The 15,149-nt window shown below is 71.1% G+C and carries 13 protein-coding genes; 12 read left to right on the top strand and 1 reads right to left on the bottom strand.

Annotation, left to right across the window (positions count from 1 at the left end):
- Positions 1-61: 61 nt before the first annotated feature.
- Positions 62-724 carry a class I SAM-dependent methyltransferase gene (locus tag PC39_RS01480; RefSeq protein ID WP_353251585.1) on the bottom strand — a complete coding sequence of 221 codons (663 nt, stop codon included), beginning with the start codon at positions 722-724 and terminating at the stop codon, positions 62-64.
- Positions 725-771: 47 nt separating this feature from the next.
- Here PC39_RS01480 and PC39_RS01475 point away from each other — a divergent pair, with 47 nt between their 5' ends.
- The 12 genes from PC39_RS01475 to PC39_RS01420 all read left to right on the top strand — a co-directional run bounded on the left by PC39_RS01475 (position 772) and on the right by PC39_RS01420 (position 14,959).
- Positions 772-1,557 carry a metallophosphoesterase gene (locus PC39_RS01475; RefSeq protein ID WP_353251584.1) on the top strand — a complete coding sequence of 262 codons (786 nt, stop codon included), beginning with the start codon at positions 772-774 and terminating at the stop codon, positions 1,555-1,557.
- A 375-nt stretch (positions 1,558-1,932) separates the two neighbouring features.
- The gene (thiD, locus tag PC39_RS01470) at positions 1,933-2,712 is read left to right on the top strand and encodes a bifunctional hydroxymethylpyrimidine kinase/phosphomethylpyrimidine kinase (protein WP_353251583.1); all 780 of its coding nucleotides are present in this window, start codon (positions 1,933-1,935) and stop codon (positions 2,710-2,712) included.
- Complete coding sequence (gene thiE / locus PC39_RS01465; protein ID WP_353251582.1) at positions 2,709-3,341, top strand: thiamine phosphate synthase; 633 nt, start codon at positions 2,709-2,711, stop codon at positions 3,339-3,341. The genes thiD and thiE overlap by 4 nt, the downstream gene beginning before the upstream one ends.
- A 2-nt stretch (positions 3,342-3,343) precedes the next feature.
- Positions 3,344-4,627 carry a glutamate-1-semialdehyde 2,1-aminomutase gene (gene hemL / locus PC39_RS01460; RefSeq protein WP_353251762.1) on the top strand — a complete coding sequence of 428 codons (1,284 nt, stop codon included), beginning with the start codon at positions 3,344-3,346 and terminating at the stop codon, positions 4,625-4,627.
- A gap of 12 nt (positions 4,628-4,639) precedes the next feature.
- Positions 4,640-6,640, top strand: a complete 2,001-nt coding sequence (locus tag PC39_RS01455) for a VTT domain-containing protein (RefSeq protein ID WP_353251581.1) — start codon at positions 4,640-4,642, stop codon at positions 6,638-6,640.
- Positions 6,641-6,793: 153 nt separating this feature from the next.
- The gene (gene ftsY, locus PC39_RS01450) at positions 6,794-7,735 is read left to right on the top strand and encodes a signal recognition particle-docking protein FtsY (protein ID WP_353251580.1); all 942 of its coding nucleotides are present in this window, start codon (positions 6,794-6,796) and stop codon (positions 7,733-7,735) included.
- 107 nt (positions 7,736-7,842) lie between these two features.
- Positions 7,843-8,505: a cell division ATP-binding protein FtsE gene (gene ftsE, locus PC39_RS01445; protein WP_353251761.1), complete on the top strand. Its 663-nt coding sequence runs from the start codon at positions 7,843-7,845 to the stop codon at positions 8,503-8,505.
- Entirely contained in the window at positions 8,505-9,458 is a 954-nt protein-coding gene (gene ftsX / locus PC39_RS01440; protein WP_353251579.1) for a permease-like cell division protein FtsX, read from the top strand. Before ftsE ends, ftsX begins: the two co-directional genes overlap by 1 nt.
- Positions 9,459-9,607: 149 nt before the next feature.
- Positions 9,608-10,486 (top strand): RNA polymerase sigma factor RpoH, encoded by an 879-nt coding sequence (rpoH, locus tag PC39_RS01435; protein WP_353251578.1) that lies wholly within the window; start codon positions 9,608-9,610, stop codon positions 10,484-10,486.
- 147 nt (positions 10,487-10,633) lie between these two features.
- Positions 10,634-12,211 carry an OpgD/OpgG family glucan biosynthesis protein gene (locus PC39_RS01430; RefSeq protein WP_353251577.1) on the top strand — a complete coding sequence of 526 codons (1,578 nt, stop codon included), beginning with the start codon at positions 10,634-10,636 and terminating at the stop codon, positions 12,209-12,211.
- Positions 12,212-12,399: 188 nt separating this feature from the next.
- Positions 12,400-14,214: a translational GTPase TypA gene (typA, locus tag PC39_RS01425; protein WP_353251576.1), complete on the top strand. Its 1,815-nt coding sequence runs from the start codon at positions 12,400-12,402 to the stop codon at positions 14,212-14,214.
- A 55-nt stretch (positions 14,215-14,269) separates the two neighbouring features.
- Entirely contained in the window at positions 14,270-14,959 is a 690-nt protein-coding gene (locus PC39_RS01420) for a type 1 glutamine amidotransferase domain-containing protein (RefSeq protein WP_353251575.1), read from the top strand.
- The last annotated feature ends 190 nt before the right edge of the window (positions 14,960-15,149 follow it).

Raw genomic sequence — 15,149 nt, 5'->3', positions numbered from 1 at the left:
CCGGTGCGAGGCATCCGCCGGCCCAGCCCGCTCGACACTGGAAACCGCACGCGAAGCGTGCTCAGCGCTTGCGCGCCAACGTCACCCCGTCCGCGATCGGCACCAGCGACAGGTCCACGCGCTCGTCGCCGGCCGCATGGTCGTTGAAGGCACGGATCGCCAGGGTGTCGTCATCGGTGTCGTCGGGGTCGGCCACGCGGCCGTGCCAGAGGGTGTTGTCGACGGCGATCAGACCGCCGGGGCGCAGCAGAGCCAGGCAGCGCTCGTAGTAGTCGACATAGCCGCCCTTGTCGGCGTCGATGAAGGCGAAATCGTAGCGACCCAGGTTGCCGGCGCGCACTTCCGCGTCCAGGGTCTCCAGGGCCGGGGCCAGACGCAGGTCGATGCGGTCGGCGACCGCGGCGCGACGCCAGTAGCGCTGGGCGGTATCCGTGGTATCGGGATCGATGTCGCAGGCCAGCACGTAGCCGTCGGCGGGCAGGGCCAAGGCCGTCACCAGGGCGCTGTAACCGGTGTAGACCCCCACCTCGATGGTCCGCCGGGCCCCGATCAATTGCAGTAGCAGCGCCAGGAACTGACCCTGCTCCGGGGCGATCTGCATGCGGGCGTCGGCGCGCTTCGCGGTCTCCGCGCGCAGTTCGCGCAGCAGGTCCGGCTCCCGCAGGGACACGTCGCGCAGGTAGGTCAGCACGGTCTCCGGCAAACCCAGGGTCTCGGTGGTCATGGCGTCTCCGCATGGCTGCCAGGGGGCGCCCACGATACGATCGCGGCATGTCCGCGTCCATGCGACAAGCACGGCCTCTCACGCTGGTCCAGCTCACCGATCCGCACCTGCTGGCCGACCCCGCCGGCCGGCTCCACGGCTGGCGCGTGGCGGCGGCGTTCGATGCCGTGGCCGCCGCCGCGCGAACGCGCTTTCCGCATCCGGACGCCCTCCTGCTCACGGGCGATCTGGTACACGACGAGTCCGGGGCCGGCTACCGGTGGCTCGCGTCGCGGCTGCGGGGCTGGGCGCCGGTATTCGCGATCCCCGGCAATCACGACGACCCGGCAACCCTGACGGCCGCGCTGCGGCCGGACGCCGGCGTCGGCGAGACCCGCCTGGGCGACTGGCGGCTGCACCTGCTGGACAGCCGTATGCCCGGCCGCGACGACGGCCGCGTCGGTCCGGCACAGCGCGCGCGGCTCCAGGCCGCCCTGACGGCCACGGACAAGCCGGCCCTCGTGGTCGTGCACCACCCGCCCGTCGCGGTCGGCACGGCCTGGATCGACGCGCTCGGCCTGACCGACGGCGAGGCGTTGCGCGCCTTGCTGCGGCAAGGCCCCACCGTACGCGGCGTGGTCGCGGGACACGTGCACCAGGCCGTCGACCGCTGCGTCGATGGCTGGCGGCTGCTCACCACGCCCGCCACCTGCCGGCAATTCCGGCCGGGCAGCCGCGACTTCGCGGAGGACCGGCGGCGGGCGCCGGGCTACCGGGCACTGCGCCTGTACCCGGACGGCCGCCTGACCAGCCGCGTCTTCCGGGTACCGGCGGCCCTCGCCGCCCGCGGATAGGCCGACGGCGGAAATGGCGCGGACCGTCCGCGGACACCTGACCGCCGCGGAATGGCCACCACCGAGAAGCGCGTTGAAGATATGCCGCTAAGCGATTGACTTTCACCCGGATTCGCGGGGTGTTCACAGATGCTGTGGATAACTTTGTGGAAACAATCGGCGAGAATCGCCGAAGCGGGCATGCCGTCAAGGGTTTACGCAATCCGGCGATTTTGTAACCAGTAATTCATAATTATTCAAAAACAATAATTTAACGGACGACCGGGGCTTAGAGCGGAATGCGACAAGACGCTTGACAAGACATCCTGTCACTTGTTTGGCGATTGTGCATAACAGCAAGCGGGGCGAATCCCGCGACAATGCTAGAGTTGCGCCATGAATACCCGACCCAATGTGCTTTGTCTGTCCGGCCACGACCCCAGCGGCGGCGCCGGCATCCAGGCCGACATCGAGGCGGTCGCCGCCCAGGGGGCGCACGCCGCCGTCGTCGTGACCTGCCTGACCCGTCAGGACACGCACAACGCCTACAGCGTGACTCCCCTGGACGACGCGGAGTTCGAGGCCCAGATCCGCACCCTGGAGGCGGACATGCGCTTCGCGGCCTTCAAGGTCGGTCTGGTCGGCAGCCCCGGACAGGTCGACGCGATCGCGGCCCTGGCCTCGCGCCATCCCGACGTGCCGCTGGTCGTGGACCCGGTCCTGCGCGCCGGCGGCGGCGCCACCCTGGCCGCCGATCCGATCGCGCGCGCGCTCAAGGAGCGCCTGTTCGGGCATGCCCTGTGCCTGACCCCGAACGCCGCCGAGGCGACCCTCCTGTGCGACGGCGAGACCGATCCGGACACCTGTGGCGCGCGCCTGAGCACGGGCCACACCCGGGTCCTGCTCACCGGCGGCGACCTGCCGGGCGACGAGATCGTCAACCGGCTCTACCGCGGCGGCGAGTGCGTCGCGCGCCAGACCTGCACCCGCCTGCCGGGCCGTTTCCACGGCTCCGGCTGCACGCTGGCCTCGGCGCTGGCCGCGCGGCTCGCGCAGGGCGAGGATGTGACAAGTGCCGCGGACGCCGCCCAGGACTACACGTGGCGTTGCCTCAAGAACGCGTTCCAGGCCGGCACCGGCCAGTTGATCCCGGACCGCTGCCGCCGTTTCCGATGACAGTGCCGGGCCGCGGCCTGTACGCCATCCTGGACGCCGGTCTGGTGCCGCCCGCGGCGCGCGCGGAGGCGGCCCGGGCCGCCATCGCGGGCGGCGCCGTCATGCTCCAGTACCGGGACAAGACCGCTGACGCACGGACACGCCGCCGCAGCGCCGATACACTGCAGACCTGCGCCCGCGAGGCGGGCATCCCCCTGCTGATCAACGACGACGTGACACTGGCCGCCGCGGTGGGCGCCGCGGGCGTGCATCTGGGGCAAGGCGATGCCGGTATCGCGGCGGCGCGCCGGCACCTTGGCGCCGACGCCATCGTCGGCGTCACCTGCCACGACCGGCTCGAACTGGCGCGCGCCGCCGACGCCGCCGGGGCCGACTATCTCAGCTTCGGGCGCTTCTTCCCCTCGGCCACGAAGCCGGGCGCGCCCGGCGCCGACCCGGCCGTGCTCACCGCCGCCCGCGCGGCCTTCGACCGCCCCATCGTAGCCATCGGCGGAGTGAATGCGGACAATGGGGCGACGCTGCTGGCCGCCGGCGCCGATCTGCTGGCCGTGGCCGGCGCGGTCTTCGCCGCCGGCGACGTGCGCGCCGCCGCCGGCCGCATCACCGATTTGTTCAGGAGATATCCGTGACGCTGGAGCGCTCGAAGCAACTGTTCGCCGACGCCGCCGGGGTGATCCCGGGCGGCGTGAACTCGCCGGTCCGCGCCTTCGCCGGGGTGGGCGGCACGCCGCCGTTCATCGAGCGCGCCGAGGGCGCCTGGCTGCACGACGTCGACGGCAACGCCTATATCGATTACGTCGGCTCCTGGGGCCCCATGATCCTGGGCCACGGCCACCCCGACGTGATCGCGGCCGTGCACGCCGCGGCCGCGAAGGGACTGTCGTTCGGTGCGCCGACCGAGGGCGAGGTGCGCTTGGCCTCGCTGATCCGGGACCTGGTGCCGTCGATCGAGTCCGTGCGCCTGGTCAACTCCGGCACCGAGGCGACCATGACCGCCCTGCGCCTGGCGCGCGGCGTCACCGGCCGCGACAAGGTGATCAAGTTCACCGGCTGCTACCACGGCCACGTCGACGCCCTGCTGGTCAAACCCGGCTCGGGCGCCCTGACCCTGGGCATCCCCGGCTCGCCGGGCGTGCCCGAGGCCGTGGTCCGGGACACCCTGATCGCCGACTACAACGACCTGGATTCCGTGCGCGCCGCCTTCGAGGCGCATCCGGACGAGGTCGCCACCGTGATCGTGGAGCCCGTGGCCGGCAACATGAACTGCGTACCGCCCCGCGAGGGATTCCTGGAGGGCCTGCGCGAGCTGTGCGACGCGCACGGCGCGCTGCTGATCTTCGACGAGGTGATGACCGGCTTCCGGGTCGCACCGGGCGGCGCCCAGCAACGCTTCGGCGTCAGTCCCGACATCACCGCCCTGGGCAAGATCGTCGGCGGCGGCATGCCGGTGGGCGCGGTCGGCGGCCCGCGCCGGATCATGGACCAGTTGGCCCCGGCCGGCGGCGTGTACCAGGCCGGCACCCTGGCCGGCAATCCGCTGAGCACCGCCGCCGGCGCCGCGACCCTGGCGGCCCTGCGCGAGCCCGGTCTCTATGAGCGCCTGGAGGCGAGCGCGCAGCGGCTGACCGACGGCTTCCGGGAAGCCGCCGCCGCGGCCGGCGTGCCGCTGACCACCAACCGCGTCGGCAGCATGTTCGGGCTGTTCTTCACGGAATCCGACACCGTGGCCGGCTTCGACGACGTGGCCGCGTGCGACTCGGACCGCTTCCGGCGCTTCTTCCACGCCATGCTCGAGCGCGGCGTGTACCTGGCCCCCTCGGCGTTCGAGGCCGGTTTCGTCTCCGCCGCCCACGGCGATACCGAGATCGACCGCACCCTGGACGCCGCGCGCGACGCCTTCGCCGCGGTCGCCTGACGGCGCAACCCGATGGATACCGCCTGGCTGCAGGCCATCCCGGTCTGGGTCGAGGCGCATCCCGTGGCCGCGCTGGCGCTGGTGTTCGCGGCCGCCCTGGCGGAATCCCTGTTCCTGGCGGGCCTGCTGGTACCCGGCGCCCTGCTCATGTTCATCGCGGGCATGCTCATCGGCACCGGCAGCCTGCCCGCGATACCGACCCTGGCATGGGCCGTCGCCGGCGCCGTCGCCGGGGACGGCGCCAGCTATGCCCTGGGGCGGTACGGCCGCCGCCGTCCCTGGTTTCGACGCGGCCCGCGCCTGGCACGAACGCTCGCCAGGGGCGAAGCCTTCTTCGCCGCCCACGGCGGCAAGAGCGTGATCCTGGGGCGCTTCGTGGGCCCCTTGCGGGCGGTGATCCCGACCGTGGCCGGGGCCGCCGGCATGTCCTGGCGGCACTTCCTGGTCGCCGACGTGATCGCGGCCATCGGCTGGGCGCCCGTCTACATCCTGCCCGGCGCGGTGTTCGGCGCGTCCCTGGAAATCGCCGCCCGCGTCGCGGGGCGCCTGGCGGTCCTGCTGCTGCTGGCGCTGGCCAGTCTCTGGGGCCTGGTCTGGCTGTCGCACTGGCTGCTGCGCCTGGGGGGCGCCTGGGGCCGCGAGCATGCCCAGGGGCTGCTCGCCTGGAGCCGTCGCCACCGGCGCCTCGGCCTGCTCGGGCCCGCGCTGGCCGATCCACGGCAGCCGGAGATGCCGGCGCTGGCGATCTCGGCCGTGCTGCTGCTGATCGCCGTGTGCGCATTGCAGGCGTTCTTCTGGGGGCTGGGGGCGGACGGCTATCCGCTGCGTGCCGACGCACTCGTGCACCATGCATTGACCCAACTGCATACGCCCTGGTCGGATCGCGCCGCGCGCGTGATCGCCGAGCTGGGATCGCCCGCCGTCTACCTGCCGCTGGCGGTCGCCGTGACTGCGGCCCTGGCCCTGCTGGGCAACTACCGAACGGCCGCGCACTGGGCGGCCGCGGTGACCTTCGCGGGCATCCTCGTGCTCGGCCTGTGGTGGCTGGTGCCGGTGCCACCACCGGCGGTCTACTATCGCGAGATGCCGCTGAGCGCGGTCGGTGCCGGTCACCTGATCCTGGCCGGCACCGTCTACGGCTTCCTCGCCGTGGTCCTGGCCGCACGCCGGCCGCCGAACCACCGCCAGCTCTATTACAGCGCGGCCACCGCCCTGGTCGGCGCCATCGGCCTGGCCCGGCTCTACCTCGGCCTGGCCTGGCTGTCCGACCTGCTGGTCGGCCTGAGCGCGGCCTTCCTGTGGCTGGCGCTGCTCGCCCAGGGCTACCGGCGACAACGGCCGCAGTTCGTGCGCACGCGCCCCGTCCTGAGCATTCTCGGCGCGATCCTGGCGGCGGCCGCCGCCTGGCAACTCGCACAGCCGCTGGACCCGGTCTCGCCGGTGGCCCGGCCGTTGCCGCGCACCATGGTCGAGGATTGGTTCACGGCCGGGTACCGCACGCTGCCCGCGAGCGTGGAGGACCTCGCGGGTCGCCGGCGCGACCCGCTCAACGTCCAGGCCGCCGGCTCGCTGGCGTCCCTCCGGGAGACGCTCACGGACGCCGGCTGGTACGCGCCGCCGGCGCTGACGCCGGCCCGCGCGCTGCGCTGGCTGCAGCCCGACGCCGGCATCGACGCCCTGCCCCTGCTACCGCGCATGCACGACGGGCTCGCCCCCGTCATCACCCGTGTCCGGGCCGGCGGCCCGGATACGCGTTTCGTACTCCGGCTCTGGCCCACCAACCAGGCCCGCGCCCCGGACGGGGCGCCGTTGTGGGTCGGTCAGGCGACGCGCCAGGTCATGGCCCGGCCGCTGCCGCTGACGCACATGCCCGTCGACACCGACACCTACGACGCCGCGCGCACCCTGCTCGCCGCGACCCTCACCGCGGTCCCGCGCGTGGTCCGCCGCCATCCCGACGCCCGGGACCGCGGCGACGGCCGGGTGCTTCTTTTATCGCTTCGTGATTGGTGATTGGTGATTGGTGATTCGTTGGTGACAAGGGAGAGCGCTCTTTACCAATCACGGCCTTCCCGGATCACAACGCCGGCGACGGTCGCCCTCGCCGATCATTCGGGCTAGCATACGCCGCGTTTTCCATTTCACGGACCGAGAACGGCAACGCCCATGAGCCGACCCGCCGCCGTACGTCAGCCGGGGTTCCTGACCCGGATGCGCGCCCGCCTGAACAAGGGCGATTCCTGGCTCACCTACGACCTGCGCAACCTGCTGCCCGGCGATACCGTCGACCAGGACGCGCTCGACGAGATCGAGACCCAGTTGCTTCTGGCCGACGTCGGCGTCGAAGCCACGCGCCGAGTCATGGACCGACTGCAGACGCTCTACGACGGCGGCGCGCTGCGCACGCCGCGCGACCTCGGCAAGGCGTTGCGCGAGCACCTGGGCGCCCTATTGACGCCCTGCGAGGGGCCGCTGGAGATTCCCGAGCACACCCGACCCTTCGTGATCCTCATGGTGGGGGTCAACGGCGCCGGCAAGACCACCACCATCGGCAAGCTCGCGCACAAGCTGCGCGACGAGGGGCTGTCGGTGATGCTGGCCGCGGGCGACACCTTCCGTGCCGCCGCCGTCGAACAACTCCAGGACTGGGGCGCGCGCAACGAGGTACCGGTGATCGCGCAGGGCAGCGGCGCCGATCCGGCGTCGGTGGCCTACGACGCCTATGCCGCGGCCAAGGCGCGCGGCACCGACGTGCTCATCGTGGACACCGCCGGCCGCCTGCACACCCAAGGCAACCTCATGGAAGAGCTGAAAAAGGTCCGCCGGGTGATCGCCAAGCACGATCCCTACGCCCCGCACGAGGTGATGCTGGTGGTGGACGCCACCACCGGCGGCAACGCCCTCCAACAGGCGGTACAGTTCCACGAGGCCGTGGGCCTGACCGGCATCACCGTCACCAAGCTGGACGGCAGCGCCCGCGGCGGCGTGGTATTCGCCATCGCCGAGCGCCTGGCCCTGCCGATCCGCTTCATCGGCGTGGGCGAGGGCGTTGAAGATCTCGGACCGTTTCAGGCCGAGGCGTTCATGGACGCCATGTTCCGTGAATGACCGTGATACGTGATTGGTGATTTGTGATCCGTCGGGAAGAAGGCGGTACGCTCTTTGCCAATCACCAATCACGAATCACCGATCACCACCCATAACCAATGACGGACATCCTGGAATTCCACGAGGTCAGCAAGCGCTACCCCGCCGGCCAGATCGCGCTGGAGGGGGTCTCGCTGCGCCTGGCACGCGGCGAGATGGCGTTCCTGACCGGGCACTCCGGGGCCGGCAAGTCGACCCTGCTGAAACTGATCGGGCTGATCGAACGCCCCACCCGCGGCCAGGTGGTGGTCAACGGCAAGAACCTGGCCCGTATCGGGCGCCGGGGCATCCCCCGGTACCGCCAGCGTCTGGGCCTGATCTTCCAGGAATACAACCTGCTTCACGACCGCTCGGTGTTCGATAACGTCGCCCTGCCGCTGGTGATCCGCGGCCTGCGCCACGCCGACCTGGCGCGCCGGGTGCGCGCGGCGCTGGACACGGTCGGCCTGCTCGCCCACGAGCGCAAGCGGCCGGTGACCCTGTCCGGCGGCGAGCAGCAGCGGGTGGCCATCGCCCGGGCCCTGGTCGGACGGCCCCACATGCTGTTGGCGGACGAGCCCACCGGCAATCTCGACCCGGCGTTGTCGGCCGAGATCATGCGCCTGTTCGAGCGGCTCAACGAGACCGGCACCAGCGTGCTGATCGCCACCCATGACCTCGCGCTGGTGGCCCGCCTGGGCCACCGCCGCATCGACCTCGACCACGGCCGCGTCGTCGCGGGGGCGGCCTGATGGCGCGCGGACGCGGCGATCCCGGCCGTGCCCCCTCGGCGCCGCGGCGGCTGGCGCGCCAGCACGCCCGCGACCTGGTGGACAGCCTCGGCCGGCTCTACCGGGCGCCGCTGTCCAGCCTGCTCACGGCCGCCGTGATCGGCATCACGCTCGTCCTGCCCGCGGCCCTGCACGTGGTCTTCAAGAACCTCGACGCCCTGTCCTACCGCTGGGAGGGGACCGTGCAGGCGTCGCTGTTCCTGGCCGAGGACCTGGACGAGCGCGACGGCCGCCGCCTCGCCGAACGCATCGCCGCGCGCGAGGGCGTCGCCGGCACCGAGTTCGTCTCCCGGGCCGAGGCATTGGCCGAGTTCCGCGAGCTGTCCGGCCTGGGCCCCGCCCTCGACGCCCTGGAGGACAACCCCTTGCCGGCGGTGATCGTGGTCCGGCCCGAGACCGACCGCCCGGCCGCCGACATCGACGCCCTGGTCGACACCCTGGCGGCCGAACCGGGCGTCGCGCGCGCCCAGCTCGACCAGGCCTGGCTGCGGCGGCTGTACGCGATCCTGGACGTGGCCGAGCGCGGCGTGACCCTGCTCGCCGCCCTGCTGGCACTGGCGGTGCTGTTCATCGTCGGCAACACCATCCGCCTGGACATCGAGAACCGCCGCGCCGAGATCGAGGTGATGAAGCTGGTGGGCGCGCCGGACGATTTCATCCGCCGGCCCTTCCTCTACAGCGGGTTCTGGTACGGCCTGGCCGGCGGCCTCCTGGCCTGGCTGCTGCTGGGCATATGCCTGCTCGCCCTGGCCGGGCCGGTGCGCGAACTGGCCGGCCTGTACGGCAGCGACGCCGGGCTCCAGGGCCTGGGTCTGCGCGGCTCGCTCTGGCTGATCGCGGCCGGCGTCGCCCTCGGCTGGCTGGGCTCGGCCGCGACCGTCGCGCGCCGCCTGCGGGCCATCGAGCCCGAGTGATTATCCCTTTCAAGCCAGGAGCTTGCGGGTGGGCGACCGGGGAACTTCCGGCGCCGCGCGTGGTCTCAGGGACGTAGCCAGAACGGGCCCGGATTGGTATCATCGGAGATGTACCAATGGGTCGAAAGTCAAGGGAGGCTTTCAAGACCATGAACGAGACCACCGCACTGACATTGCGAGCCGGACAGTTGCCCGCACCGGCGTCGGGCAGCCTGGATGCCTACATCCAGGCGGTCTCCGGCATCCCGGTGCTGGAGGCCGACGAGGAACAGCGCCTGGCGTACGCGCTGCGCGACGACAGCGACCTGCAGGCGGCACAGACACTGGTGCTGTCCAACCTGCGCTTCGTGGTCCACGTCGCGCGCGGTTACACCGGTTACGGCCTGCCGCTCGCCGACCTGATCCAGGAAGGCAACATCGGCCTGATGAAGGCGGTCAAGCGCTTCGACCCGGACGTGGGCGTGCGCCTGATCTCCTTCGCCGTGCACTGGATCCGCGCCGAAATCCACGAGTACATCCTGCGCAACTGGCGCATCGTCAAGATCGCCACCACCAAGGCCCAGCGCAAGCTGTTCTTCAACCTGCGCAGCGCCAAGAAGCGCCTGGGCTGGATGAACGACGCCGAGGTGAAGGCGGTCGCCGACGATCTCGGGGTCAAGCCCGAGACCGTGTTGCAGATGGAGCGCCGGCTGTCGGGCAACGATGCCTCGTACAACGCCCTGCCGATCCCGGGCGATGACGAGAGCGCCTACGCCCCCGAGGACTACCTGGCCGCGGACGACAGCTTCGACCCGGCCGCGGGGGTGGAGTCCGAGGACTGGCAGACCTACCAGCACGCCAACCTCGGCCACGCCATCGCCGCGCTCGACGACCGCAGCCGCGACATCCTGGAGAGCCGCTGGCTGCGCGAGGACGGCAAGATCGGTCTGGCCGAGCTGGGCGACAAGTACGGCGTATCCGCCGAGCGCATCCGCCAGCTCGAGAACGCGGCGATCAAGAAGCTGCGTGGCGCCATGACCGCGGCCTGACGCCGCGACCGCCGCCGAACCGAGGACCCGGGCCACGGCCCGGGTCTTTTTCGTTGCGCGCCGGCAATGTGCGCCGCGGCGCCGCCACTCGTATAGAATGTCATCACGCACGGGGGTACGGACCGGCTCGCACCAGAGGAGGTCTCCGTGCGTACCACCCTGAACCGGCGTACCCTGCTGCGCGCCCTGGCCGTTCTCCCGATCGCTTCCGGCCTCCGCCTTGGCGACGCCCTGGCGGCACCGGCCAAGGATCTCGGCCCTGCCGCGCCCTTCGATTTCGCACGCCTGATCGAGCGCGCCCGCGCCCTGGCGGACGAACCGCCGCGCGAGACACCGCCGAAACACCCCGACCTGTTGGAACGGATCGACTACGACACCTACCAGACGATCCGCTTCAACCACGAACGCGCGCTCTGGGCGGACACTCCGAGCCCGGTCGAGTTCTTCCACCTCGGCCGTTACGCCAAGCGCCCGGTGGCGATCCACCTGGTGGCGGACGGCGAGGCCCGGCGCCTGCGCTACGACCCGCGCTTCTTCGACACGTCGGAGACGGGCCTGTCCGAACGCCTGCCGGACGACCTCGGCTTCGCCGGTTTCCGTGTCATGAACCCCGGCGGCGAGACCGACTGGCTGGCCTTCCAGGGCGCCAGCTATTTCCGCAGCGCCGGCGAGCTGGATCAGTACGGCCTGTCCGCGCGCGGCATCGCCGTCGACACGGCCCTGCCGGAAACCCCGGAGGCATTCCCCCGCTTCACCGCCTTCTGGCTAGAACGGCCCGCGGCCGACGGCTCCCTGCGCCTCCACGCCCTGCTGGAAGGCGACAGCGTGACCGGCGCCTACCGCTTCGACTGCCGGCCCGGGGACGCCGTGGTCATGGACGTGCGTGCCGAGCTGTTCCAGCGGCGGGCGATCGAGCGCCTGGGCATCGCGCCGCTGACCAGCATGTACTGGTACAGCGAGACCAATCACCGGCGTGCCCCCGACTGGCGGCCGGAAATCCACGACAGCGACGGCCTCGCCCTCTGGACCGGGGCCGGCGAGCGCATCTGGCGGCCGCTGAACAATCCCCCGCGCACCCAGACCACCAGCTACGTCGACCGCGACCCCAGGGGCTTCGGCCTGCTACAGCGTGATCGCGATTTCGATCATTACCAGGACGACGGCGTGTTCTACGATCGTCGCCCCAGCGTCTGGGTCGAGCCGCTGGGCGCCTGGGGCGACGGCGAGGTGCAACTGGTCGAGTTGCCCACCGATGACGAGATCCACGACAACATCGTGGCCTACTGGGTCCCGGCGGCACCGGCCGAGGCCGGTCGCCACTGGCGCTTCGACTATCGGCTGCACTGGGTGGCGGAGGAACCTCATCCCCCGGCGGGCGTGGCCCGCGTGCGGGCCACCCGCATCGGCCGCCCGGGCGTGCCCGGCCAGCACGAGGCGCGCGATCCGGACGGCCGCAAGTTCGCGATCGACTTCAGCGGCGGCCCGCTCGCGGACATGGCGCAGCGTTACGATCTCGATGTCGTCGTGGAAACCTCGCGCGGGCGCATCGACAACCCCTACGCCCTCAAGGTGGTCGGCACCGATCGCTGGCGCGCCGTGTTCGATCTCCACGCCGACGGGGCGGAACCGGTGGACCTGCGCTGCCATGTGCGCCTGGGCGACCGCGCCCTCACCGAAACCTGGCTGTACCAGTATTTCCCGAAGGCCTGGGGGACACCCTCCTGAGACGACGCTGAGACAGAACCACCCTGCCCTTTTGCGGCATGCACCCTCGCCCCTCGGCGACCACCGCGGGACCGCACCGGCTTTTCAGACGCGCGACGGTGGCGCATAATCGCGGCCGCGGCGCCGCCCCCGGCGCCCGATCATCCGCGTCCGACCGCGTCCGCATCCAACGTTTCCGGCCCCGTAGTATGAGCAGCCACCTGCGCAATATCGCCATCGTCGCCCACGTCGACCATGGCAAGACCACCCTCGTCGACAAGCTCCTGCGCCAAAGCGGCACGCTCGACAAGCGCGCCGGCGACACCGAACGGGTGATGGACTCCAACGCCCTCGAGCGCGAGCGCGGCATCACCATCCTGTCCAAGAACACCGCCATCGACTGGCGCGACTGGCATATCAACATCGTCGACACGCCGGGCCACGCCGACTTCGGCGGCGAAGTGGAGCGCGTGCTGTCGATGGCGGACGCGGTGCTGCTGCTGGTGGACGCGGTCGACGGTCCCATGCCGCAGACCCGTTTCGTGACCGCCAAGGCCTTCGCGCGCGGGCTGACCCCGATCGTGGTGATCAACAAGATCGACCGCGAGGGCGCCCGTCCGGAATGGGTGCTCAACGAGACCTTCGAGCTGTTCGACCGCCTGGGCGCCAGCGACGAGCAGCTCGACTTCGTGACCGTCTACGCCTCCGCCCTGGCGGGCTACGCCGGCCTGGAACCGGACGTGCGCGACGGCGACATGACGCCGTTGCTGGAAACGCTGGTCGAGCGCGTGCCGGCGCCCGAGGTCGACCCCGACGGCCCGTTCCAGATGCAGATCTCGTCGCTGGACTACGACACCTATGCCGGCGTCATCGGCACCGGCCGCATCAAGCGCGGCCGCGTGCGCCGCGGCGACGCGGTCACGGTGGTCGGCCGCGACGGCGCCACCCGCAACGCCCGCATCGGCCAGGTCCTGGGCTTCCTGGGCCTGCAACGGCAGGAGATCGAGCAGGCGGAAGCCGGCAATATCATCGCCATCACCGGCATCGACGACCTCGGCATCTCGGAGACGCTCTGCAACCCCGCGGCGCCCGAGGCCCTGCCCCTGCTGTCGGTGGACGAACCCACCATGAGCATGACCTTCGAGGTCAACAAGTCGCCGTTCGCCGGCCGCGACGGACGTTTCCTGACCAGCCGCCAGATCCGCGAGCGCCTGGACCGCGAGCTCAAGACCAACGTCGCCCTGCGGGTCGAGCAGACCGACGACCCCGACCGCTTCGCGGTATCCGGCCGCGGCCTCCTGCACCTGGGCATCCTGATCGAGACCATGCGCCGCGAGGGCTACGAGCTGGCGGTGTCGCGGCCGCAGGCGATCCTGCGCGAGATCGACGGCGAGATCCGGGAGCCCTGGGAGGAACTGATCGCCGAGCTCGACGTCGAGCACCAGGGCGCGGTGATCGAGATGCTGGCCGAGCGCGGCGGCAAGATGCAGGAGATGACGCCGGACGGCGTCGGCCGCCTGCGCCTGATCTACCACATCCCGGCGCGCGGTCTGATCGGCTTCGCCAGCGAATTCGCCTCCGCCACCTCCGGCAGCGGCATCCTGCACCACGTCTTCGACCATTACGGCCCGCAAGTGGACACGGGCGTCGCCCAGCGCCGCAACGGCGTGCTCATCGCCAACGCGCCGGGCAAGGCGCTGGCCTACGCCCTGTTCAACCTGCAATCGCGCGGGCGCATGCTGGTGGCGCCCGGCGATCCGGTCTACGAGGGCATGATCGTGGGCATCCACTCGCGCGACAACGACCTGGTGGTCAACGCCCTCAAGGCCAAGCAGTTGTCGAACGTGCGCGCCGCCGGCAAGGACGACAACGTCGTGCTGACACCGCCGGTGCGCCTGTCGCTGGAGCAGGCCCTGGAATTCATCAACGACGACGAGCTGGTGGAGGTCACGCCCGCCGCGGTGCGCCTGCGCAAGCGTTATCTGACGGAGAGCGAACGCAAGCGTCTCGGCCGCGCGGGTTGATCGGGGCGCCGGCCGCCCCAAGGGTTGGGGCATTCCAACCGCCCAAGGAGCGACCATGGCCAAGCGATCCGTCCTGTTCGTGCTCACCAGCAACGACCAGCTCGGCGACACCGGCAAGCCCACCGGCTATCACCTCGCCGAGGTATCGCACCCTTACTACGTGCTCGCCGAGGCGGGCTACATCATCGAGTTCGCCAGCCCCAAGGGCGGGCCGGTGCCGATGGATCCCGGCAGCGAGGACCGCGAGGACCCCGACAACGCCCGCTTCCTGGAGGACGAGATCGTCCAGAACAAGCTCTCCGGCACCCTAGGCGCGGACCAAGTCGACCCCGAGCGCTACGCGGCCATCTACTATCCCGGCGGCCACGGCACCATGTGGGACCTGCCCGACAACCCCATGCTCGCCGAGACCACCCGCACCGTGTACGAGAACGGCGGCGTGATCGCGGCCGTGTGCCACGGGCCGGCGGCCCTGGTGAACGTGCAGGTCGGCGACGGCCGCTACCTGGTCGACGGCAAGAAGGTGGCGGCGTTCACCGACGACGAGGAACGGGCCGTGGGCCTGGACCGCGTGGTGCCCTTCCTGCTCGCCTCGCGCCTGCGCGAGCGCGGCGCCCATCACCAGGCGGCCCCGGACTTCGAGAAGAGCGTGGCCGTGGACGACCGCCTCGTGACCGGCCAGAACCCGGCCTCCGCGCGCGAGGTCGGCGAACGCCTGCGCGACCTGCTGGAGGAAGCCGCCTGAGACTCAGGCCGGGCTGAAATAACCCGCGGATCGCTTCTTCCGGGAACCGCCCGCCAAGGTTCGTTTCCAGCTCGGCAATTCGGTCGCCGGAGCGCTGCGCGGTCGGCGCCGTGCCGAGCCAAGGCATTTGTTTTATCCGCAGATGGACGCCGATTGACGCGGATTGGCCGGGACTGTCTTTAATCTGCGT

It is taken from the genome of Salinisphaera sp. PC39 (assembly GCF_040361335.1).
GTDB lineage: Bacteria > Pseudomonadota > Gammaproteobacteria > Nevskiales > Salinisphaeraceae > APNM01.
This window is presented reverse-complemented; position numbering and strand designations above follow the sequence as displayed.

Excerpts from the sequence above, each read along its gene's own strand:
- PC39_RS01480 (WP_353251585.1), bottom strand. The coding sequence starts at position 724 with ATGACCACCGAGACCCTGGGTTTGCCGGAGACCGTGCTGACCTACCTG.
- PC39_RS01475 (WP_353251584.1), top strand. The coding sequence starts at position 772 with ATGTCCGCGTCCATGCGACAAGCACGGCCTCTCACGCTGGTCCAGCTC.
- thiD (WP_353251583.1), top strand. The coding sequence starts at position 1,933 with ATGAATACCCGACCCAATGTGCTTTGTCTGTCCGGCCACGACCCCAGC.
- thiE (WP_353251582.1), top strand. The coding sequence starts at position 2,709 with ATGACAGTGCCGGGCCGCGGCCTGTACGCCATCCTGGACGCCGGTCTG.
- PC39_RS01455 (WP_353251581.1), top strand. The coding sequence starts at position 4,640 with ATGGATACCGCCTGGCTGCAGGCCATCCCGGTCTGGGTCGAGGCGCAT.
- ftsY (WP_353251580.1), top strand. The coding sequence starts at position 6,794 with ATGAGCCGACCCGCCGCCGTACGTCAGCCGGGGTTCCTGACCCGGATG.
- ftsX (WP_353251579.1), top strand. The coding sequence starts at position 8,505 with ATGGCGCGCGGACGCGGCGATCCCGGCCGTGCCCCCTCGGCGCCGCGG.
- rpoH (WP_353251578.1), top strand. The coding sequence starts at position 9,608 with ATGAACGAGACCACCGCACTGACATTGCGAGCCGGACAGTTGCCCGCA.
- typA (WP_353251576.1), top strand. The coding sequence starts at position 12,400 with ATGAGCAGCCACCTGCGCAATATCGCCATCGTCGCCCACGTCGACCAT.
- PC39_RS01420 (WP_353251575.1), top strand. The coding sequence starts at position 14,270 with ATGGCCAAGCGATCCGTCCTGTTCGTGCTCACCAGCAACGACCAGCTC.